Source organism: Microbacterium lacticum, from assembly GCF_006716815.1.
Taxonomy (GTDB): Bacteria; Actinomycetota; Actinomycetes; order Actinomycetales; family Microbacteriaceae; genus Microbacterium; species Microbacterium lacticum.
The window spans coordinates 896,762-918,483 of record NZ_VFPS01000001.1; the positions used below are offsets into that span (position 1 = coordinate 896,762).

General features: G+C 72.4%; 18 protein-coding genes, 1 tRNA gene and 1 pseudogene. 12 read left to right on the top strand and 8 right to left on the bottom strand.

Annotated elements, in window-relative coordinates; all coding sequences use genetic code 11:
• Positions 1-36: 36 nt before the first annotated feature.
• Complete coding sequence (locus FHX68_RS04380) at positions 37-1,506, bottom strand: S1C family serine protease (protein ID WP_141379224.1); 1,470 nt, start codon at positions 1,504-1,506, stop codon at positions 37-39.
• Between the two features lie 197 nt (positions 1,507-1,703).
• Between FHX68_RS04380 and FHX68_RS04385 the strand changes: the two genes are divergently transcribed.
• Complete coding sequence (locus FHX68_RS04385; protein ID WP_141379222.1) at positions 1,704-2,921, top strand: aminotransferase class I/II-fold pyridoxal phosphate-dependent enzyme; 1,218 nt, start codon at positions 1,704-1,706, stop codon at positions 2,919-2,921.
• Between the two features lie 46 nt (positions 2,922-2,967).
• On the opposite strand, the gene FHX68_RS04390 is transcribed toward FHX68_RS04385, so the two are convergent.
• On the bottom strand, positions 2,968-3,804 hold the full coding sequence (locus FHX68_RS04390; protein ID WP_141379220.1) for a carbon-nitrogen hydrolase family protein: 837 nt from the start codon (positions 3,802-3,804) through the stop codon (positions 2,968-2,970).
• Positions 3,801-4,316 (bottom strand): DUF6328 family protein, encoded by a 516-nt coding sequence (locus tag FHX68_RS04395; RefSeq protein WP_141379218.1) that lies wholly within the window; start codon positions 4,314-4,316, stop codon positions 3,801-3,803. Before FHX68_RS04395 ends, FHX68_RS04390 begins: the two co-directional genes overlap by 4 nt.
• An 81-nt stretch (positions 4,317-4,397) precedes the next feature.
• On the opposite strand from FHX68_RS04395, the gene FHX68_RS04400 reads away from it, so the two are divergent.
• Positions 4,398-4,471 (top strand) — tRNA-Met (locus tag FHX68_RS04400).
• A 51-nt stretch (positions 4,472-4,522) separates the two neighbouring features.
• Here FHX68_RS04400 and FHX68_RS04405 read toward each other — a convergent pair.
• Entirely contained in the window at positions 4,523-4,990 is a 468-nt protein-coding gene (locus FHX68_RS04405; RefSeq protein WP_229661411.1) for a MarR family winged helix-turn-helix transcriptional regulator, read from the bottom strand.
• Between the two features lie 72 nt (positions 4,991-5,062).
• On the opposite strand from FHX68_RS04405, the gene idi reads away from it, so the two are divergent.
• Genes idi through FHX68_RS04440 form a run of 7 tightly spaced genes read left to right on the top strand, consistent with a single transcriptional unit; the run spans position 5,063 to position 10,711 of the window.
• Entirely contained in the window at positions 5,063-5,632 is a 570-nt protein-coding gene (idi, locus tag FHX68_RS04410; protein WP_141379216.1) for an isopentenyl-diphosphate Delta-isomerase, read from the top strand.
• Positions 5,632-6,774 carry a polyprenyl synthetase family protein gene (locus tag FHX68_RS04415; protein WP_141379214.1) on the top strand — a complete coding sequence of 381 codons (1,143 nt, stop codon included), beginning with the start codon at positions 5,632-5,634 and terminating at the stop codon, positions 6,772-6,774. Before idi ends, FHX68_RS04415 begins: the two co-directional genes overlap by 1 nt.
• Positions 6,771-7,622 (top strand): phytoene/squalene synthase family protein, encoded by an 852-nt coding sequence (locus FHX68_RS04420; RefSeq protein WP_141379212.1) that lies wholly within the window; start codon positions 6,771-6,773, stop codon positions 7,620-7,622. Before FHX68_RS04415 ends, FHX68_RS04420 begins: the two co-directional genes overlap by 4 nt.
• On the top strand, positions 7,619-9,181 hold the full coding sequence (gene crtI, locus FHX68_RS04425) for a phytoene desaturase family protein (RefSeq protein ID WP_141379211.1): 1,563 nt from the start codon (positions 7,619-7,621) through the stop codon (positions 9,179-9,181). The genes FHX68_RS04420 and crtI overlap by 4 nt, the downstream gene beginning before the upstream one ends.
• A gap of 2 nt (positions 9,182-9,183) precedes the next feature.
• Complete coding sequence (locus tag FHX68_RS04430) at positions 9,184-9,534, top strand: lycopene cyclase domain-containing protein (RefSeq protein WP_141379209.1); 351 nt, start codon at positions 9,184-9,186, stop codon at positions 9,532-9,534.
• The gene (locus FHX68_RS04435) at positions 9,534-9,845 is read left to right on the top strand and encodes a lycopene cyclase domain-containing protein (protein ID WP_206694260.1); all 312 of its coding nucleotides are present in this window, start codon (positions 9,534-9,536) and stop codon (positions 9,843-9,845) included. Before FHX68_RS04430 ends, FHX68_RS04435 begins: the two co-directional genes overlap by 1 nt.
• A complete protein-coding gene (locus FHX68_RS04440) occupies positions 9,842-10,711 on the top strand; it encodes a prenyltransferase (protein WP_141379205.1) in 870 nt (289 codons plus the stop codon). The genes FHX68_RS04435 and FHX68_RS04440 overlap by 4 nt, the downstream gene beginning before the upstream one ends.
• 126 nt (positions 10,712-10,837) lie before the next feature.
• Here FHX68_RS04440 and FHX68_RS04445 read toward each other — a convergent pair whose 3' ends face one another.
• Both FHX68_RS04445 and FHX68_RS04450 read right to left on the bottom strand, forming a co-directional pair.
• On the bottom strand, positions 10,838-13,741 hold the full coding sequence (locus tag FHX68_RS04445; protein ID WP_141379203.1) for a UPF0182 family membrane protein: 2,904 nt from the start codon (positions 13,739-13,741) through the stop codon (positions 10,838-10,840).
• Between the two features lie 150 nt (positions 13,742-13,891).
• Entirely contained in the window at positions 13,892-15,010 is a 1,119-nt protein-coding gene (locus FHX68_RS04450) for a YlbL family protein (protein WP_141379201.1), read from the bottom strand.
• 135 nt (positions 15,011-15,145) lie between these two features.
• Here FHX68_RS04450 and FHX68_RS04455 point away from each other — a divergent pair, with 135 nt between their 5' ends.
• On the top strand, positions 15,146-16,642 hold the full coding sequence (locus FHX68_RS04455; protein ID WP_141379199.1) for a zinc-dependent metalloprotease: 1,497 nt from the start codon (positions 15,146-15,148) through the stop codon (positions 16,640-16,642).
• A 501-nt stretch (positions 16,643-17,143) separates the two neighbouring features.
• Positions 17,144-17,509: pseudogene (locus FHX68_RS15725) on the top strand (TOMM precursor leader peptide-binding protein); the annotation flags it as partial.
• Here FHX68_RS15725 and FHX68_RS04465 read toward each other — a convergent pair.
• The gene (locus FHX68_RS04465) at positions 17,472-19,217 is read right to left on the bottom strand and encodes an ATP-dependent helicase (protein ID WP_141379197.1); all 1,746 of its coding nucleotides are present in this window, start codon (positions 19,215-19,217) and stop codon (positions 17,472-17,474) included. The pseudogene FHX68_RS15725 and the gene FHX68_RS04465 sit on opposite strands and share 38 nt — an antisense overlap.
• Complete coding sequence (gene nudC, locus FHX68_RS04470) at positions 19,214-20,236, bottom strand: NAD(+) diphosphatase (protein WP_141379195.1); 1,023 nt, start codon at positions 20,234-20,236, stop codon at positions 19,214-19,216. Before nudC ends, FHX68_RS04465 begins: the two co-directional genes overlap by 4 nt.
• A 65-nt stretch (positions 20,237-20,301) precedes the next feature.
• Between nudC and FHX68_RS04475 the strand changes: the two genes are divergently transcribed.
• On the top strand, positions 20,302-21,717 hold the full coding sequence (locus FHX68_RS04475; RefSeq protein ID WP_141379193.1) for a phosphotransferase: 1,416 nt from the start codon (positions 20,302-20,304) through the stop codon (positions 21,715-21,717).
• The last annotated feature ends 5 nt before the right edge of the window (positions 21,718-21,722 follow it).

A 21,722-nucleotide genomic window follows, 5' to 3' on the forward strand; every position in this document is an offset into this window, starting at 1 on the left:
CCTATCGCGGGGTGGCGTCCGTTCCGGCAGAGCGGATTACTGCGTGAGGGATCCGAGCGTGACCTCGGCCGAGATCGTCTTGCCGTCGCGCACGTAGACGATCGGCGCTGTGCTGCCGGCCGCCAGCGCGCGCACCTGCGCGATGAGGTCGGTCGCGTCGGTCACCGGGAAGCCGTTGAACGAGGTGACGACGTCACCCTTCTTCAGCCCCGCGGCGTCCGCCGGCCCGCCGCTCGTGACCTCGATGATGTAGGCACCGAGCATCGTCGAGTTCGGCTGCGCGGCAGCGTCGCCGACGATCGCGCCGAGCAGGCCGTGGGTGGCTTTGCCGTTCTCGATGATCTCGTCGCTGATGCGCTTGACGATGACGGACGGGATCGAGAAGCCGACACCGATCGAGCCGGCCGGGCTCGCCGAGCTCGCCCCGCCCGTCGAGGCGATCGCGACGTTGATGCCGATGAGCTTGCCGTCGCCGTTGGCCAGCGCGCCGCCGGAGTTGCCGGGATTGATGGCGGCGTCGGTCTGGATCACCGCGATCGAGATCGAGCGGGTCGCCGACTGCTGCTGACCCTGGCCGAAGTCGAACCGGAAGGGCGAATCGCCCTGACCCTGCTGCGGCGAATCCTCCTGGCTGTCGCCCTCGGGCGCGGCCGACGAGGCGATCTGGATCGAGCGGTTCAGCGCGCTGACGATACCGGCCGTCACCGTGTTGGGCAGGCCGAGCGGCGCGCCGACGGCGGCCGTCTGATCGCCCACGTTGAGCTTCGTCGAGTCGGCGAACTCGATCGGGGTGAGCCCCGACGCGTCGGTGAGCTTGATCACGGCCAGGTCGTAGGTCGGGTCGGTGCCGACGATCTCGGCGCTGTACAGCTTGCCGTCGGAGGTGGTGACGGTGAGCTCCGGGTCAGCCACCTGGCCGTCGAGCGTCACGACGTGCGTGTTCGTGACGACGTAGCCGTCGGCGGTCAGCACGACGCCCGATCCAGTGCCGCCCGACGAGCCGGACGAGACCGAGATGGTGACGACCGAGGGCACGACCTTCGCCGCGATCGCCGTCGTCTGGTTCACCGAGTCGGTGTTGTTCACGATGACCGTCGACGGGCTCGTGGTGACGACCGACTGCGGGAAGAGGGATGCCCCGGCGGCGCCCGCCGCACCGCCGACGAGGGCGGCCGCGACCATGATGCCGACGACCTTGCCCGCGCCGATCCGACCCGACGGCTGGCCCTGCGAGCCCTGGTCGGTGGCGGCGCCGTGCGCCGTGGCGGTCGCCGTGTGGTGCGGTGTGGTCGCCGCGTGCTGCGGGGCGGCGGCCGGGGTCGACGCGGCGGCCGGCGCAGGCGCAGCGGACTGCGTCGGGGTCGACGCGGGCGCCGGGGCTGCCGATCCCTCCGCCGGGGTCGTGGCCGCGGCATCCGCCGCCGGCTGCGCCGGCACGGGGGGACGCTGCGGCTCGTCGCCGGCGGAGCCGTGCGGGTCGTTCGAGGTGGGGACGTTCTCGCTCATCAGTGCTCCCTTCTTCCCAAGACACCCTCAGCATGACGCAGAATCCTGTGTGCTGCGTATGGCAGGGCCGCGCTCCTCATCCTAGGTGAGCCTATGACCGCGCCCAGGTCGGTTGCAGCCTCGGTGTGGCGCCCGTGCGGCGCCGGCGCGCGCCTGGCGTCTGACCGGGCCGGGACCCGGACCGATAGCCTGGGCGCGTGCGAGAGATCCCCGGCGCCTGGCGGCGCACCGCGCTCGGCGCGGGACTGCTCAGCCCTGGGCCGCCCGGTGTCGGCGAGGTGCCCGTCCCAACTGTCTTCGCCGAGATGACGGCCCTGGCGATCGCGACCGGCGCGGTGAACCTCGGGCAGGGCTTTCCCGACGAGGACCCACCCGCGGAGGTGCTCGCCGCCGCCCACGAGGCGATCTCGGCGGGCGCCAACCAGTACGCGCCCGGCCGCGGGGTGCCGACGCTCCTCAGCGCCATCGCTGACCACCAGCGACGCTTCTACGGCATCGGACTCGACCCCGAGCGCGAGGTGCTCGTCACCGCCGGGGCGACAGAAGCGCTCGCCGCGACGATCCTCGCCCTCGTCGCCTCGCCGGACGATGAAGTGGTCGTCTTCGAGCCCTATTACGACGCCTACGCCGCGTGCGTCGCGCTCGCCGGCGCGACCCTCGTGCCGGTGCCGCTGCGCTTCCCCGATTTCCAGCCCGACCTCGACGAACTCGCCCGCGCGGTGACCGACCGCACGCGCCTGATCATCGTCAACGATCCGCACAACCCGACGGGAGCGGTCTTCTCCCCCGAGGTGCGCGCCGAGATCGTGCGTCTCGCCGAACGTCACGACGCCTGGATCGTCACCGACGAGGTGTACGAGCACCTCGTGTTCGACGGCCCGCACGTGCCGATCGCGACCCTCCCCGGCGCCGCCGAGCGCACCGTGTCAATCTCGTCGGGCGGCAAGACCTTCCAGGCCACCGGTTGGAAGGTCGGCTGGGTGACCGGCCCCGCCGACCTCGTCGACGCCGTGCTCGCCGTGAAGCAGTTCCTCACCTATACCAACGCCACTCCCTTCCAGCACGCGGTCGCCGCGGGCCTCCGCCTGCCGGACGACTACTTCACCGGTATCGCCGCGACGCTGCGCGCCAAGCGGGACCTGCTGGCGGACGGGCTCCGGCACGCCGGATACACGGTGTCGCCGGCGGCCGGCACCTACTTCACCGTCGCCGACGCGTCGCACCGGCTGTCTCCCGGGCAGGATGCCGCGGATTTCTGTCGCGCGCTTCCCGCCCGCGTCGGCGTCGCCGCGATCCCGCTGACGGCGTTCGCCTCGGCCGCGCACCGCTCGGAGTACGCCTCGCTCGTGCGGTTCGCCGCCTGCAAGCGCGTCGAGGTGATCGCGGAGGCGGCCGCGCGCCTCAGCCGGGGCTGAGCGGCACTCGATCCGGGCTGAGCCCGCAACCGAGCACCGCCGCGGGTCAGTCGATCGGCTCGACGCGGAACCGCCGCAGCGCCAGGGCGGGGTTCACTCGGCGCACGCGCTCGATCACCGCGGCATCCACGAACGCCACAGCGACGTCCGTCGCCGTGCCGACGCCCGCGAGCTCGACCCCCTGCGGGTCGACGATGAGGGATGCCCCCACCCCGAGCGGCGGCGGGTGATCGGCGCCCGCGACATACAGCGTGTTCTCGATCGCGCGGGCGTGCACGAGCGTGCGCCAGTGATGCTCCTTGAGAGGACCCCGCACCCACTCGGCCGCCGTGAGCACGACGTGGGCGCCGGCGTCGGCGAGCACGCGTGCCACCTCGGGGAAGCGCAGGTCGTAGCAGGTCATCAGCGCGAAGCGCAGTCCCCCGACCTCGAAGGTCTCCGGAACGGACGGCGTTCCCGCCTCGACCCAGTCCGACTCGCGCTGCCCGAACGCGTCGTACAGGTGCAGCTTGCGGTAGACCGCGCGCACCCCGTCGGCGCCCACGGCGACGACGGCGTTGCGCACCCGATCGCCCGCGCCGCGCTCGACGAGCCCCGCGACGACGACCGCGCCGTACCGGCTCGCGATCTCGCGCAGCCCGCGCGTGAAGTCGCCGTCGACGTCCTGCGCGTGCGCGCGGAGGGTGTCGTCGAAGGGGTCGACGAAGTAGCTCGCGTACTCGGGGAACAGCACGACCTCCGCCCCCCGCGCGACGGCGCGTGCGGTCAACTCGTCGATCGCGGCGAGGTTGGCGCGCTCCTCGGCCGTCGGAGCGAACTGCGCCACCGCCACACCCACCGCGACACCCACCGCCGCGCCCGCCGACGCCTCGCCCCCGCTCATGCGTCCGCTCCCTTCGCGCGGAGGATCAGCGGGATCACGAGCCACAGCACGGCGACGAGGACGATCGCCACGACCGCGACGATCACCGCGGCGGCGCCGCCGATCACGACGTCGAAGACGATGTCGACGACCCCGACCAGCAGCGCCGCGACCGTGGCGAGAGCCACGACCAGGGCGGCGTGGCCGTAGAAGACGACGGTGCGCTTCTCCCGCCGCCCGAACAGCGCCCGGTGCAGCGCCACCGGGGCGAGCGCCACGATCGCGCTGAGCATCGCGAGCACGAGGAGCACGAGGGAGAACACACGTTGACCGGTGGAGAGATCCGCGAAGGCAGGCTGGAAGGCCAGCGCCAACAGGAGGCCGGCGAGGATCTGCGTGCCGGTCTGCATGACCCGCAGCTCCTGCAGCACCTCGGTCCAGTTGCGATCGGCCCGCTCGTTCGGGGTCTCGTCGCGTCCGTCGACGAGGTCGTCCACCGCCTCGACGGCGCGCTCGGAGGCATCCGGACTCATGCGCTCATCCTCCCCCGCGCCGATGGATGCCTGCAACGTGCGCGGAGCACTCCGAACCCGTGCTATGCTTAGTTCTTGTGCCGCGGGGTGGAGCAGCTCGGTAGCTCGCTGGGCTCATAACCCAGAGGTCGCAGGTTCAAATCCTGTCCCCGCAACGAAAAACGAAGAAGGCCCCCGGAAACGGGGGTCTTCTTCGTTGTCCGCCCTCAGCCGCCGAGCGCCGTCTCCATCTCGCCGAGAAAGCGCACGATCGCGCGCAGCTCGTCGTCGGTGAACGACGCCATCCCCTCCCGCATGCGCCCCATCCGCTCGCCGAAATGGCGGTAGAACTCCGCGCGGGCGGCATCGGTGAGTACGACCACGCGCGCCCGCCGGTCGCTCGGGTGCGGACGCCGCTCGAGGTGACCGCTGGCCGTCAGGCGGTCGAGCAGCTTCGTCGTCGAGGCGGTGGAGATCGACAGGTGCGCCGCGATCTGATGCGGCGACACCCACTCGCCGCGCTGCTCACGCACGACGAGCAGGCGCATCGCCGCGAGGTCGGACGCGTTCATGTCCATGTCGCCGCGCATGTCGCCGTGCATCCGGTCCATCGCATCCGAGAACGCCCGCACGGCCGTCATGGCCGACATCATCAGCGCGTCCCGCGGCGTCTGCGGCACCCATCTCTCGGTCACGTGTGGACACCTCCCTGCCCCCCAGGTAGTATCGCTGAAAATCGCTAGATAAACTAGCGAAAGGAGAAACTCGTGTCCCCCACCGATATCGCCACCGACTTCGTCGTGCTGTTGGACGAAGACGGGAGCGAAATCGGCGTCGCTCCCAAATCGAGCGTGCACGGCAGCGACACGGCGCTGCACCTGGCCTTCTCATGTCATGTCTACAACGAACGCGGTGAGACCCTGGTCACCCGTCGCGCCCTCGGCAAGAAGACCTGGCCGGGCGTGTGGACCAACTCGTTCTGCGGTCACCCGCGCCCGGCCGAGCCCGTCATCGATGCGGTGCGCCGGCACGCGCAGCACGAACTGGGGCTGACCCTCCGCGACATCCGGCTGGTGCTGCCGCTGTTCCGCTATCGCGCGGTCGATGCGAACGGCATGGTCGAGCACGAGGTGTGCCCCGTCTACACGGCCGTCGTCGACGACGAGCCGCACCTGAACCCCGACGAGGTCGTCGAGGGCCGCTGGGTCGAGCCCGCCGACCTCGCCGTCTCGCTCCGCGCCACGCCGTGGGCCTTCAGCCCGTGGCTCGTGCTGCAGGCCGAGCAGATGCACGTGTTCGACGAGGCCCTCCCCGGCCGCCCGCCCGGAGCATCCTGATGATCGCGCTCTCCCCCGCCGACCGCGACGGCGTAAATGCCGCGATCTCGGCCTCCCTCGCGCGCCTGACCGGTCGCGCGGCCGCCCTCGGCGAGGGTGCGAGCACCCTGGCATCCGCCGTCGCGGCTGCGGCGAGCGACGGCAAACGCGTGCGACCCGCGCTCGTGGTGGCCGCCTACCGGGCGCTGTGCGCCCCCGCCGGCGTCTGCGCGGCAGGCGGCGCCGCGGGCGCCTGTGCGGCAGGCGGCGCCGCGGGTGCCGGCGACCGGGATGACGAGGAGTCCGCCGAGGCGGCGCTGTGGCAGACCGCCGCCGCCTTCGAGCTGCTGCACACCGCCTTCGTCGTGCACGACGACCTCATCGACCGCGACCTCGAGCGGCGCGGGGTGCCGAACGTCGCCGGACGCTTCCGCGCTCGCGCCGCCCAGTACGGCGCGTCCGCCGACGATGCCGCCCTCGTCGGTGACGCCGCGGCCGTGCTCGCCGGCGATCTGCTGCTGTTCGAGGCGGCGCGCCTGGTCGCGACCGTGGACGTCGATGCCGCCGCGCGCGGCGCACTGCTGCAGGTCTTCGACGACGCGATCCTCGTCTCGGCGGCTGGCGAGCTCGCCGACGTCGAGAACGCGGCGCGTACTGACGTGCCCGACACGGCGGCACTCCTCGGCGTCGCCCACGACAAGACCGCCGCCTACTCCTTCGAGGCGCCGCTGCTCGCGGGCGCCGCTCTCGCGGGGGCGTCGAGCGAGGCCCGCGCCGCCCTCGGCGCCGCCGCGGCCGATCTGGGGCTCGCGTTCCAGCTCGTCGACGACCTCATCGGCACGTTCGGCACGCGGCGCCAGGCGGGTCGCGCCCCCGGCGCCGACCTGCGGGAGGCCAAGCGCACGCCGCTCATCGGCTTCGCGCGGGGCGGCAACGCCTGGCCGCAGGTGCGCTCCGCGCTCGCGCTCGCCCACACCGGCCCGATCGCCGTCCGCCGCGCGCAGCGTGAGCTCGAGGCGAGCGGCGCCCGCGACGAGGTCGTCGTGCTCGTCGGCGACGCCCTGCAGCGCGCCCGCAGCCGCGCGGCCTCGCCCGCCCTCCCCGCCCCCGCCGTCGCCCTCCTCGCCGATATCGCGACGGCGATCGAGGAGCGCATCCCGTGACGACGAGCCTCTACGACCGGTGTGCGCAGGATGCCGCGGCATCCGTCATCGTCGCCTATTCGACCTCCTTCGCGCTCGCGTCGCGTCTCCTCGGCCCGCGGGTGCGCACCCACGTGCGGAGCGTCTACGCGCTCGTGCGGGTCGCCGACGAGATCGTCGACGGCGCGGCCGACGAGGCTCTCGTCCCCGCCCCGACGCAGCGGCTGCTGCTCGACGAGTTCGAGGCCGAGACCCTCACCGCGATCGCCCGCGGGTTCAGCACGAACCTCATCGTGCACGCCTTCGCGCTCGCCGCGCGCGAGTGCGGCATCGACGGCGAGCTCGTCCGCCCGTTCTTCGCGTCGATGCGCACCGACCTCACCCGCACCGAGCACGACGCGCAGTCGCACGACGCGTACGTGTACGGGTCGGCCGAGGTCGTCGGGCTCATGTGCCTGCAGGTGTTCGTCAACGCCGGGCGCGCCGTGCCCGAGACACCGTCGCCCGAGCTCGTCGAGGGCGCCCGACGGCTCGGCGCGGCGTTCCAGGACGTCAACTTCCTCCGCGACCGCGCCGACGACCGGGGGCGGCTCGGTCGCGACTACCTGGGGATCGACGGCGAGGCATCCCGCGCCGCCGTGCTCGCGCGCATCGACCACGACCTCGACGTCGCCGCGCTCGCGATACCGGCGCTGCCGGCCGACTGCCGCCGCGCAGTGACGACCGCGCACGGACTGTTCGCCGAGCTCGCGCACCGGCTCCACGACGACGACCGCGACGACGTGCGCGTGTCGGTGCCGACGGCGGTCAAGGCGACCATCGCGGCGAAGGCGATCGCCGGTCTCCCCCCGCGACGGACCGACGCGTGAGCGGGTCGGCGGCCGTCGTCGGCGGCGGCATCGCGGGGCTCGCCACGGCCGCGCTCCTCGCACGCGACGGGTGGGAGGTGACACTCTTCGAGGCGCGCCCCGAGCTGGGCGGCCGCGCCGGATCGTGGGAGCGCGACGGCTTCCGCTTCGACACGGGGCCGAGCTGGTATCTCATGCCTGAGGTGTTCGACCACTTCTTCCGGCTCATGGGCACGACGGCCGAGGCCGAACTCGACCTCGTGCCGCTGACCCCCGCCTACCGCGTGTACCCCGAGCCCGAGGGCGATGCGCCGTCTGCTCCGGTCGACGTCGTCTCCGGCCGTGACGCGGCGCGGGCGCTGTTCGAGGAGCGCGAGCCCGGCTCGGGGCCGCAGCTCGACGCCTACCTCGACTCGGCCGGCGAGGCCTACGACCTGGCCGTCTCGAAGTTCCTCTACGACACCTACCAGGGCACCGCGGGCCTCCGCGATCCGGCCGTCGTGCGGCGGCTGCCGCAGCTCGCGCCGCTTCTCGCCCGCTCGCTCGAGCGCCACGTCGCGCAGCGGTTCGACGATCCCGTGCTGCGCCAGATCCTCGGGTATCCCGCGGTGTTCCTCGGCGCGTCGCCGGCGACCGCGCCCGCGCTCTACCACCTGATGAGCCGTCTCGACCTCGACGAGGGCGTGCTGTACCCGCAGGGCGGATTCACCGCGCTCATCGCCGCCATCGCACGCCTCGCCGAGAGCGCCGGGGCGACGCTGCGGACGGATGCCCCGGTCGAGCGCATCCTCGTCACGGGCGGCGCCGCGCGGGGCGTGCGCCTCGCCGACGGCACCGTGCACCACGCCGACATCGTCGTCTCGACCGCCGACCTCCACCGCACCGAGACGGAGCTGCTCGCCCCGGCGGAGCGGACCTATCCGGACCGCTGGTGGGAGAAGCGCAACCCCGGACCCGGGGCGCTCCTGCTCCTCCTCGGCGTCGACGGCGAGCTGCCGCAGCTCGCGCATCACACGCTGCTGTTCGCCGCCGACTGGACGGAGAACTTCGACGACATCTTCGGTGCCGACACCCGTATTCCCGATCCGGCATCCATCTACATCTGCCGTCCGTCCGCAACCGATCCCGGTGTCGCGCCGGCCGGGAGCGAGAACCTCTTCGTCCTCGTTCCGATGCCCGCCGATCCGTCGCTCGGGCACGGTGGCGAAGACGGCGACGGGGACCCGGCGATCGAGGCGGCCGCCGACCGGGTGATCGCGCAGATCGCCGACTGGACCGGCACCCCCGACCTCGCGGACCGGATCCGCGTGCGGCGCACGATCTCGCCCGCCGACTTCGAGAGCGACCTCGGCGCCTGGCGCGGCGGCGCGCTGGGCCTCGCGCACACCCTGCGGCAGAGCGCGGTGTTCCGGCCGCGCAACGCCTCGCGCCGCGTCGACGGCCTCCTCTACGCCGGTACGTCGGTGCTCCCCGGCATCGGGCTGCCGATGTGCCTCATCTCCGCCGAGCTCGTCGCCAAGCGGCTGCGCGGCGACAAGAGCGCCGCCCGCCTGCCCGAACCCGCGGCATCCGGCGCCTGAGCATGCCCGGCCTCTATCTCCTCGCCCTGCTGGTCTCCTTCGCCGGCATGCTCACCCTCGACGCGCGTTACCGGCTCGCCCTCTGGGCGGCGCCCGTGCCGTCGGGCCTCGCGATCCTCCTCGGCACGGTGTTCTTCGTCGCGTGGGATGCCACGTGCATCGCCGCGGGCGTTTTCGTGCGCGGCGGCAGCCCGCTGCTGCTCGGGGTCGAGCTGTTCCCGCACATGCCGGTGGAGGAGCCGGTGTTCCTCGCGTTCCTCTGCCATCTCGCGCTCGTGACGCACGCCGCGGCGCTTCGACTGGCGCAGCGGCGTCGTGCCGCGCGCCGAACCAGCGACGGGGAGGCACGGTGATGTACGCCCTGCTCACGATCCCGTTCCTCGTGCTCACCGCCATCGTCACCGTCGCGACGGCACGTCGACCGGGCTTCGCGGCGCGTATGCGCGCGTCGGCATGGACCGCCCTCGTGCTGATCATCCTGACCGCGATCTTCGACAACGTGATGATCGCCCTCGACCTCTTCACTTATCCGGAGCACCTCATCAGCGGCATCCGGATCGGCCTCGCCCCGATCGAGGACTTCTCCTATCCGCTCGCCGCGGCGTTCCTCGTGCCGGCGATCCGCTGCCTCTGCACCCCGCGACGGGCCGAGGAGGAGGCATGAGCGCGGGCGTCGCGCGGCAACTGGTGATCTCGTCACGACCGGTCAGCTGGATCAACACCGCCTATCCGTTCGCGGCGGCGTACCTCCTCACCACGCGCCAGGTGGATCTCGTGCTCATCGTCGGCACGGTGTTCTTCCTCGTCCCGTACAACCTCGCGATGTACGGCATCAACGACGTGTTCGACTACGAGTCGGACCTCCGCAATCCGCGCAAGGGCGGCGCGCACGGCGCGGTGCTCGACCGCAGGCTGCACCGCACGACGCTCTCGGCGGCCGCGCTCAGCTGCCTGCCGTTCGTCGTGTTCCTCGTCGCGGTCGGCTCACCCGCGTCATGGGTCGTGCTGGCCCTCAGCCTCTTCTTCGTGGTCTTCTACTCCTCGCCGCCGCTGCGCCTCAAGGAACGCCCGGTCGCCGACTCGATCACGAGCAGCATCCACTTCTTCTCCCCCGCGGTCTACGGCCTCGTGCTCGCGGGCGCGACCTGGACCTGGCCGCTCGTCGCGATCATCGTCGCCTTCGCACTGTGGGGCATCGCCTCGCACGCGTTCGGCGCGGTGCAGGACGTCGTCGCCGACCGGGAGGCCGGCATCTCGTCGATCGCCACCGCGTTCGGCGCGGCCCGCACCGTGCGGTTCGCGCTCGTCGCCTACGCCCTCGCCGGGCTCGTCATGCTCGGCACCTCCTGGCCGGGGCCGCTCGCGGCGCTGCTCGCCGTGCCGTACCTCGCGACCGTGTGGCCCTACCGCTCCGTGCCGGATGCCGAGGCCACCGCCGCCACGCGCGGGTGGGACCGCTTCCTCTGGCTGAACCAGTTCACCGGCTTCGCGGTGACGCTGCTCCTGATCTGGTACGCCCTGAGCCGCTGAGCGGGCGCCGCTGCAGCCGCCCGCGCACCCGCACGCAATCGGAGAACACGAACAGAATCGGATGCCGCGGTGGCTGGCATCCGATTCTGTTGCGGATCTCCGATTCTGCGCAGGACCCGTCGCCGCTCAGTTGCCGCCGCTCAGCGTCAGCAGCTTCTGCACGGCGGCCGTCAGACGCGCGTCGGCCTCGGCGAACTTCGTCAGGTCACCCGCCTTGAGCGCGGCATCGCGGTCGATCATCGCCTGCTGGGCATCCTTCAGCGCCGCCTGCATGGCGACGTCGGTTCCACCGCCGGTCCCGCCGCCCGTGCCGGGCTCGCCCGACTCGCTGGGGTTCGGCGACGGGGTGACGTTGTTGTCACCCGTGGAGGCACCCGAATCGCCGCCGAACAGCGAGTCCAAGGCATCCTGCAGCGTGTCCTCGAACGCGACCTTGTCGCCGAACGCGACGAGGATCTTCCGCAGCACCGGCAGTTTCGTGCCGCTGGATGCCTGGACGAACACCGGCTGCACATAAAGGAAGCCGCCGCCGACCGGGAGCGTCAGCAGGTTGCCGTTGAGCACCTCGGACAGCCCCTGCTTGAGCAGGTTCAGTTGCTGCGAGATCGTCTCGTTCGAATTGAAGGTGTTCTGCACCTGCCCGGGGCCAGGAACGCTCACGTCGGCGGAGATCTGCAGCATGCGCAGCTTTCCGTAGTCGGCCGCCTTCTGGCCGGCCACTGCGCCCGCGTCGGAGTCCACCGCCAGATATCCCATCAGGACGTTCCGCGCGCCGTCGCCCTCCGCGGCCGGGATGAACGAGGTGAACATCGAGAACGTCGGCGCCTCTTGGCCCGGCATCTTCATCGACAGGTAGTACGGCGGCTGCAGTACGTCCGCCTGGGAGACGGGGTCGTTCGGGGTCTTCCACGCGTTGTCGCGCGCATAGAACGAGGCCGCGTCGTCGACGTGGTACGTGCCGAGCATCGCGCGCTGCACCTTGAAGAGGTCGGTCGGGTAGCGCACGTGGCTCATCAGGTCGGCGGACATGTCCGAGACCGGCTTGAGCGTCGACGGATAGACCTTCTGCCACGCCTGCAGCATCGGATCGGTGTCGTCCCACGCGTAGAGGGTCACTTCGCCCGAGTAGGCGTCGACGGTCGCCTTGACCGAGTTGCGGATGTAGTTGACGTCGTCGAGCGCGACACGCGGCGACGTGTTCGTCGTGTCGCTGATCGCGTCGCGGAGGCTCACGATCGACGAGTAGGGGTAGTTCGCGCTCAAGGTGTAGCCGTCGACGATCCACACGATCTTGCCGTCGACGATCGACGGATACGGATCGTTGTCGAGCTCGAGGTACGGCGCGACCTTCTGCACCCGGGTCACCGGATCGCGGTCGTAGAGGATCTGCGACTTGTCGTTGATCGCGTCGGAGAGCAGGATGTCGGTCGACTGGAACTTCAGCGCGTAGATCAGGCGGTTGAAGAGGTTGCCGATCTGGGGGCCGCCGTCGCCCGTGAACGTCGTCTTCGTCTGCGCTGCCCCGCCGGCACCGCGCGGATAGTCGAGCTCGATGTCCGTGCCACCCTCGGGTCCGCCGACGATCGAGTACGGCGGCGAGGACTCGCCGAAGTAGACGCGCGGCTCGTAGGCGGTCTCATCCGTGAGCGCGCCCGCGGTCGGGATACCCCGCTCCAGGAACACGGGGTTGCCGTCGGCCGCGCGGTCGTTGCCCTTCGCGGCGACCATTCCGTAGCCGTGCGTATAGACGAGCGTCGTGTTGTACCAGGTCGCCGCTGCCCCGAGCTGGTCGAGGTTGAGCTCGCGGACCGAGACCACGGCATCCTGGCTTTTCCCGTCGATCTGGTAGCGGTCGACATCGAGCGGGTCGGAGAACTTGTAGTACGGACGGTACTGCTCGAGCTGGCGGACCGTCGGCGGAATGATGGCCGGGTCCATGATGCGGATGGACGCCGTCGTGTCGGCGTCCTCGCGCAGCTGCCCCGGCTCGGCGTCGGTCGCTGCCTTGAAGTCGCTCTTCTCGAGGCCGTCGATGCCGTAGGCGGCCTTCGTCGCGTCGATGTTGCGCTGGTAGAAGGGGCTTTCCAGGGTCTCCTGGTTGGGCACGACCTGGAACTGGTTCACGAGGGACGGGTAGGCGACCGTGACGACCAGGAACGACACGATGAGCAGGGCCGTTCCGATGAGGGGAAAGCGCCAGCGTCCGATCACCGAGGTGATGAAGAACAGCACGGCGACGATCGCGGCGGCGATCGAGAGGATGGTGAGCCCCGGGATGACGGCGTGCACGTCGACGTAGCTCGCACCCGTGATGCGGTCACTCGTCTCGGTGAGCGTCTTGTACCGGTCGAGCCACAGGCTCGCGCCCTGGACGAGCAGGTAGAGGCCCGCGATAATCGCGAGCTGGATGCGTGCCGCCTTCGAGATGCGCAGCTCGCGCTGGCCGATCCGCACCGAGCCGTAGAGGTAGGCGACGAGCACCGTCACGCCGAGGCAGACGAGGAGCACCGCGGAGGCGAAGCCGAGCACGGCGGAGAGGAACGGCACCGAGAACAGGTAGAACCCGACGTCCATCTGGAACTGCGGGTCGGTGGTTCCCGTGTCGACCCGATTGGCCCACAGCCACACCGTCTGCCACTGCGCGGCGGCGGCGAAGCCGGCGAAGAACCCGAAGAAGACCGGGATGCCCCACATCGCGAGGCGGCGGAGCGGCTCGACGACCTCCTGGTAGTGGTCCAGCTGCGAACTGAGCCGCGCGTAGACGGGTCGGAGCCGGTAGACGAGCTGGATCGCGACGAACACGGGGACGGCCATCGCGAGGAAGCCCACGATGAACATGACGATCCGCGCCGTCCACTGGGTCCACAGCACGCTGGTGAAGCCCAGCTGGTCGAACCACAGCCAGTCGGCGTAGAGGCTCGCGAAGATGAAGAAGCCGACGACGATCACGGCGATCACGACGAGCGTGATGGCGATGGCCTTGCGGACGGGATTCGGCGTGGCCTGGTTCGGCGCGGAGGTCGTGGTCACCCCACCATCCTAGGCGCGGCCCCGCCGCCCGGCTCGTGTGCCGGTGCGGCGAGGTGCCGGTTGGGGCATATTCCCAGCAGAACGTGACGAAGGCGTTGCGCGCCGCCCGCTCGGAGGCCGCTCAGAGACCGGTCGGGCGCGGCCGGCGACTCAGGAGCAGGTCGGCAGCGCGCCGAGGTCGCCGCCGTCGCGGATCGCGGAGAGCACCCCGAGTGCGTCGTCGAGCGTCGAGACCTTGAAGACACGGAGTCCGTCGGGGATGTGGCCGACGACCTCGTCGCAGTTGTCGGCGGGCGCGAGGAACCAGGTGTCCCCGGCATCCACGGCGCCGAACATCTTCTGACGGATGCCGCCGATCGGGCCGACCGTGCCGGCGGCGTCGATCGTGCCGGTGCCGGCGACCCGCTCGCCGCCGTTCAGCTCGCCGTCCGTGAGCGTGTCGATGATCCCGAGGGCGAACATCATGCCCGCCGAGGGCCCGCCGACGTTGTCGAGCTGAATGGTCACCTGGATCGGGAAGTCGTAGTCGTGCATCGTCGAGACGCCGATCAGCCACACCGTCTCGCCGCCGGCGGTGGATGCCTGGGGCGTGATCGTCACGTCGAGCGTCTGACCGTCGCGCTCGACCGTGAGATCGACCGGCGCGCCGTCGCCCGCGTTGATGATCTCGCGGAGGGCCGGCGTGTCGGTGATCGGGGTGCCGTTCGCGGCGCGGATGACATCGCCCTCCTGCAGGATGCCCTGCGCGGCGGAGTCGTCGGTCAGCGAGTAGACGCGCACCATCGGCTTCACGTCGTAGCCGAGCTCGGTCAGCGCCGCGGCGGTCGCCTCCTTCTGCGAGTCGACCATCATGACGGCGCTCTCCTGATTGCGCTGCTCGGTCGTCTGCCCGGCGGGGAACACCTGGTCGACCGGCAGCACCGCCTTCGACGGGTCGAACCACGCGAGGGCGAGCTCGAACCAGGACGGCGTGCGCTCGCGCGAGCCGACGACCTGCACCGTGAGGAGGTCGAGCGCCCCCGCGGTCGGGTAGGTCTGCGCGCCGTCGACCGAGATGAGCGGCACCTCGTCGCCGTCGGAGTTCTGCACCGAGCCCAGCGTGTTGAACACGGGCCCCGGGCGCTGGATGACGAACGACGTGGGCAGCACCGTGAGCGCGAGCAGCGCGAACAGCGCGACGGTGAGGGCCCAGACCCCCACCGTGGTGCGGCGCGACATGCGGCGGCGGGGCGTGGGGACGATCGTCGTGACCTCGTCGAACAGTGCCACGGCAGACCCTTCCGGCCGGTCGTTCGCGATCGGCGTACATACGACCCCCTCACCGAGAGCGCGAGACGCGCCGCGGCGGAGACCGTGCGACTAGCGTAGAGCGCGACGACTTCCGCCTGCTGAAAGGCGCCTGACATGGCTGACGACGACAACGACGACCGCTTCGGCGAGGACGAATTCCAGGAGCTCCTGCGGAACCTGCTCGGGGGCGCGGGAGGTGCCGGCGGCGCGGGAATCGACCCGGCGCAGCTCGAGGGACTCTCCCGCATGGGCATCGACCCCGCGATGCTGCAGCAGATCATGGGGCAGATGCAGGCCGCCTTCGCGCAGAGCCAGAGTGCGGGCGGCGCCGGGGACGGCATCGACTGGAGCTCGGCGAAGACGCAGGCGCTGCACCTCGCCAATCGCGACGGGCTCGGCATCACCACCGGCGACCGCACCGAGTTCGATCAGGCATTCGCCCTGGCGACTCTGTGGCTGAGCGAGGCGACGACGATCTCCGAGCTCGCCGCACCCCCGCTCGCGATCACCCGCGGCCAGTGGGTCGAGCAGACGCTGCCGGTGTGGCAGGAGCTCGCCGAGCCGGTCGCCGACTCGATCGCCGGCGCTCTCACCTCGGTGCTCGACGAGCAGACGCCCGAGGAGATGAAGCAGCTCGTCGCGGGCGCGGGCGCGTTCATGCGCCGCATCGGCGGGTCGATGTTCGCCGCGCAGCTCGGCGGCGTGATCGGCCGCCTCTCGCTCGAGGTCGTCTCGGGCGGCGACGTCGGGATCCCGGTGATGCCCGACGGGGTCGCGGCGATCCTGCCGCAGAACTTCGCCGACTTCGGCCGCGACCTCGACGTCACCGACGACCAGCTCGCCCTCTACCTCGCGACCCGCGAACTCGCCCACGCGCGGCTCTTCCGGCACGCGAAGTGGCTGCGGCTGCACGTGATCTCGCAGGTGACCGATTTCGCCCGGGGCATCCACGTCGACACGTCGGCGCTCGAAGACCTCGCGTCGCGCTTCGACCCGTCGCAACCCGAGGAGCTGCGCGCGCTGCTGGAATCGGGGGCCCTCCTCCCCCAGCGCACGCCCGTGCAGGAAGCGGCACTCACGCGCCTCGAGAACCTCCTCGCGACGATCGAGGGCTGGGTCGACATCGTGACGGCGGATGCCACGGCGCGCCTCCCCGAGGCGCCGAAGATCGCCGAGGCCGTGCGACGCCGCCGCGCCGTGGGCGGGCCGGCCGAGCAGGCGATGGCCTCGCTCGTCGGCCTCGAACTGCGCCCGCGTCGCCTGCGCGAGGCCTCGGCGATGTGGCGTGCGGTGACCGATGCGGTCGGCGTGGCCGAGCGCGACAGCCTGTGGGACTACCCCGACCTCATGCCCGGACCCGCCGACATCGACGACCCGGAGGGGCTGATCGTGCGGTTGCGCGCCCGCGCCTCCGGCGAGGCGCCGCCGCGCGACGCCATGGACGATGCGCTCGACGCCCTGCTGGCGCAGGAGGCCGGCGCCGGCGGCGAGGGCGGTGACTCTCCGAGCGACGCGGACGGCGGCGACGGATCGGGCGGCGAACCGGCCGATGACGCGGACAGCGAGTCCGGCACCGACGAGCCCGGAACGGACGACCCGCGCCCGGTCTGATCGGTCGCCCACCGCTGTCCATCGCCTCCTCCACAGGCCGGCGGAACGGACCTGTTCAGCTGATTCCTGTGGACAGCGGGCGCGGGGCCAGCCGCCGGTCGGCATGATCGGGGCATGCTCCGACTCGCCCCCTCGCACCCGCCGCTCTGGCGCACCGCTTCCAGCATGCAGCTCGGGCCCGACGGGGCGGTGCGGCTCGACGACGTCGCGCCCTGGCAGGAGCAGCTGCTCGACGCGCTGACCGAAGGCATCCCCGACGCGATGCTGCTGCCCCTCGCGCGCACGTTCGGCGCGAGCGCCGAGGCGGCAGAGCGGTTCGTCGCCGGCATCGGCGGCGCGCTCGCCCCCGGGCCGGCCGCACCGCTCGCCGTGCAGGCGGAGCTGCCCGCCGACGTGAGCTTCGCCGAGGCCGACGCCCTGGCGCACGGCTGGCAGGCCGGTGGACTCGACGCCGTGCAGACGACCCGCTGGCGGCAGGACGCGCCCGATCCGGCGCTGCCGATGATCGTCGTCGCGGATCACCTGATCGAGCCCCGCCGTGCGGGCGCGCTCCTGGCCGCCGACATCCCGCACCTGCCGATCGTGCTCGCCGGAGACCGCGTCGTCGTCGGGCCGCTCGTGGTGCCCGGCGTCACGGCCTGCCTCGCCTGCCTACACGCCCGGCGCACCGACGCCGATCCGCGCTGGCCGCTCGTGGCCGCGCAGCTGCTCGGACGCGAACGCGTGCCGACCGATGCGGGGCTCGTGCTCGAGGCGGCGGTGCTCGCGGCGCGACTGCTCCGCGCCGCATCCACCGGCCCCGTGTCGGCGACGGCGCTGTCGGTGACCCTCAGCTGCGCGGACGTGCGGCGCGTGTGGCACGCGCACCGCCCGCACGCAGATTGCCTGTGCCGATCTCCGGAACGAACCGCGACCGCTGCCGAGGACGGGGCGCTCCGTGACCCGGCGAGCCGACCTGCTCCGACCACGACAGCGACAGCGTTCGCCCGGCCCGCGTGATGCCGACGTAAACGAGACGGCGCTCCTCGTCGATCTCGGCGGGAGTGCTCGCGTACGAGATCGGCAGCAGGCCCTCCGACAGCCCGACGAGGTGCACGTGGTCCCATTCCAGACCCTTGGCGGCGTGGAGGGTCGCGAGAGTCACGGTGCGCAAGGCCGGCTCGTGCTGGTCGCGGCCCCGCGCCATCAGCTCGTCGGTGAAACCGCGCAGGGTGGTCCCTTCCGGGGCCTCTTCAGCGAGGCGCAGCACGGCGGCGCGCGCCTCCCACGCGTCGCGGAGGGCGCCGCCCGCCGGTGGCGGGTCGTCGCTGAGCCCGAGCGAGCGCAGTACGTCGCGGACGGCGGCGAGGAACGTCGTCTCCACCGGCGCGACGGACGCGCCGCGGAGGGCCATCACGGCCTGGCGCACCTCGGGCAGGTCGAAGAAGCGCCGTCCGCCGAGCACGCTCGCCGCGATGCCGCGCGCCGCGAGGGCGGCGAGAAGGGGCGCCGACTGCGCGTTCGCGCGGTAGAGCACGGCGATGTCGTCGGGCGAGACGCCGGCGGCGATCTGCGCGGCCACCGTTCCGGCCACCCCGTCCGCCTCGGCCGCATCGTCGGGATAGGCGGTCGCGACCGGCGCGACGCCGCCCGACGTGGCATCCGGCGCGGTGGCGCTCGAGAGCGTCAGCGCCCCCGGGCGCCCGTGCATCAGCGCGTTCGCGACGGTGAGGATGCCGGGGTCCGACCGATAGTTGCGCTCGAGACGCACCACCTGGGCGTCTTCGTGCCGGTCGGCGAAGTCGAGCAGGTAGCGCGGGTCGGCGCCCACGAACGAGTAGATCGTCTGGCTCGGGTCGCCGACGACGCAGATGTCGTGCCGGTCGCCGAGCCACAGCTCGAGCAGGCGGTGCTGCACGGGCGAGACGTCCTGGAACTCGTCGACGGTGAGGTGCCGGTACTGCTCGTGCACGGCCGCAGCGACCCGCGGCTCCGACTCGAGCATCCCGGCGCAGGCGAGCAGCACGTCCTCGAAGTCGAGCTGGCGCCGCTCGTCCTTCACCTTCTCGTAGGCGCGCATCAGGTCGGCGAGGGCGCCCGCGTCGAGGCTCCCGAGTCCCGTGGGGTGCGCCGCGGCATCCTGGTCGATCGTGCGCATCGCGACCTTGCGCCATTCGATGCGGCTCGCGACGTCGCGGAGCGTCGCCGCGTCGAGGTGCAGCCGCAGCAGGTCGGCGGCCTGGCCGAGCACGCGCACCTTCTTGTCGACGATCGACGGAGCGGTGTCGTTCGCGAGCTGCGGCCAGAAGAAGTTCAGCTGCGCGAGCGCGGTGGCGTGGAAGGTGCGCGCGGCGACCCCCTCGACGCCGAGCGCCCGGAGCCGTCCGCGCATCTCGCCGGCCGCCTTCGCCGTGAAGGTGACCGCCATCACCCGGCCGGGCGAGTACGCGCCGGTGTCGACGCCGTGCGCGATGCGGTGCGTGATGACGCGCGTCTTGCCGGTGCCGGCGCCGGCGAGCACGCACACCGGGCCGCGCAGCAGCGAGGCCGCGACCCGCTGCTCGTCGTCGAGGGCGGCGAGGGCGCCCTCGCTCACGCGCGCTCCACCCAGTCGACGATCAGACGGTGGGCGATCGAGGCGGTGCCGGGGAGCGCGAACGGCGCGGTGTCGCCGGTGACGGATGCCCCTGACTCGGATGCCACTGACGCGCGCGCCTGCGCCTCGCGCGCCTGCGCCCCGAGCACCTCGGCGAGCTCGCCGCGGGAGAACCAGCGCACGTCGACGATCTCCTCGCCGTCCGCGCGGGCGACCGTCCCGGCAGCCGCCGTCGCGTGGAACCCGAGCATGAGCGAGCGCGGATAGGGCCACGACTGCGACCCGCGGTAGCGCAGGTCGTCGACGGCGACGCCGGCCTCCTCGAGCACTTCGCGGGCGACCGTCGACTCGAGCGACTCCCCCGCCTCCACGAACCCGGCGAACGTCGAATACATGTTGCGGCCCGCCCAGATCGCGTTCTTGCCGAGCAGCAACCGCTCGCCGTCGGTCGACTGCACGGCGACGATCACGGCCGGGTCGGTGCGGGGGAAGTGCTCGCGCCCGCATCCGCCCTCGGAGACCGGGCAGTGCCGCGCCCAGCCGGCCGCGCGCACGACGGTGCGCGTGCCGCAGGTGGAGCAGAACGGGGCGTCGAGCAGCCAGCGGCCGAGCGAGACCGCCTCCACGAGGAGACCCGCATCGACGGCGTCGAGCTCGCCGCCCGCGGCGCGGAGCGCCCGCCACTGCGGCGAATCCGGGCCGGTCGCGCTGTCCGAGGCATCCCTCACGACCGGCTCCGGGGCCTCCGCTGCCGTCGCCGCGAGCAGCACGGCGGCGCCCGACGCGTCCCGGCCGAGGAACGCCCACTCCGCCGCGCCGGCGATCGCCGTCGGCGCCACGAGGTGAAGCCGGGTGCCGGATGGCTCGACGAGTCCGCGATCCCCGTGGACGGCGACTACCCGCGTGTCCGCCTGCTGCCGCAGCCGGTCGACGAGATCCGGCGTGTCGCGCTCCGCGGCGGCCCGGTCGATGCCGGCGCGCGCGAGCGGCGGGGGCTGAGGGGCGCGGGACTGGGGCATCCGAGACCTTCCTTGCCGGGCGTGGCGCGCGGCCGGACGGGGCACGGCAGACCTAACCTGGGGGCATGGCACGCTCACCTCTCACTCTAGCCGCGTCGGTGACCTCGGCCCTGCCCCGCGTCGTGGTGACCGGCGTCGGCTCGCTGAGCGAAGGGACCTCGGGCCGTTACGACAGCGCGATCGCCGAGCTCGACGACGGGCGGCGGGTCGTCGTGCGCGTGCCGGTGGACGACGCGGCCGACGCCGACCTCGGCGCCGAGGCGCGCGCGCTGCGCTCTCTGACCGCGGGCGTGCGCGGCGTGCTGCCCTTCGGTGCTCCCGACGTGCTCGGCGAGACCCGCGTCGACGGCCGCCTGACGCTCGTGCAGACGCTGCTATCCGGCTACCGCGTCGACGCGGCGCACGTGCCCGCCGGCCGCGGCATCGCGACGGCGCTCGCGACCGCCACCGCGCAGGTGCACGACCTGCCGGTGACCGTCGTCCGCGATGCCGGCCTGCCGATGCAGACCGCAGAGGAGGTGCGCGCCGACGCCGAGCGTCTGCTCGACGCCGCCGAGGCCACGGGTCTCCTGCCCTTCGGACTGCTCCGCCGCTGGAGCACCGCCATCGGCTCCGACCCGCTCTGGCGCTTCGAGACGACGGTCGTGCTCGGCGGTGTCGACCCGGCCTCGTTCGTCTTCGAGGACGACGCGGACGGCGTCCCGCAGGTGACGGGGCTCCTCACCTGGGGCGGGCTCGGCGTCGGCGACCCGGCGATCGACCTGCGCTGGACGGCCTCGGCGCCCGCCGCGCGCGACGACGTCTTCGACACGTATGCGCGCGCCTCGCATCGAGCCCCCGACGCGCAGATCGCCGAGCGCGCGCGCCTGCACGCCGAACTCGAGTTCGCCCGGTGGCTCGTGCACGGCCAGACCGTCGGCTCGGAGGAGATCATCGCCGACGCGATCGCCCTCCTCTCCTCCCTCGACGACACGATGCGCGACCAGCCCGCCGTCGTGCACGACACGACGACCGCCGACGACGCGATCGCCGCGAGCGAGCGCCTGCCGCTCGGCACGGGTGCGCTCGGCACCGCCGGGTTCGGCACCGGCGCGCTCGGCGCGGCCCGCGGCATTGACACGTCGATGCACACCGACACCTTCGATCCCGAGACCCTCGCCGTCTTCCTCGCCGACGAGGAGGCACGGGCCGAAGGCCGCGAGACCGGCCCCGACGCGACGGTGCCGATCGACCTCTCGGAGTGGTCCGGGCTCACCTTCGGCGACGGCGGCGCTCCCGTTGCCGCACCCGGCGCGGCGGGGAGCGGCGAGGCGGTGGCGGGCGAGGCACCCGCCGTCGACCGCGAGGAATCCTCATCAGGCGACGAGACGGGCGACGTGCGGCGCGCGGCGAGCACAGACGGCGCGGATGCCTCGGACCGCGACGACGACCTCGACACCGCGGCCCGCAACGCCATGCGCCACTGGACCGGCACCGTCTGAGCCGC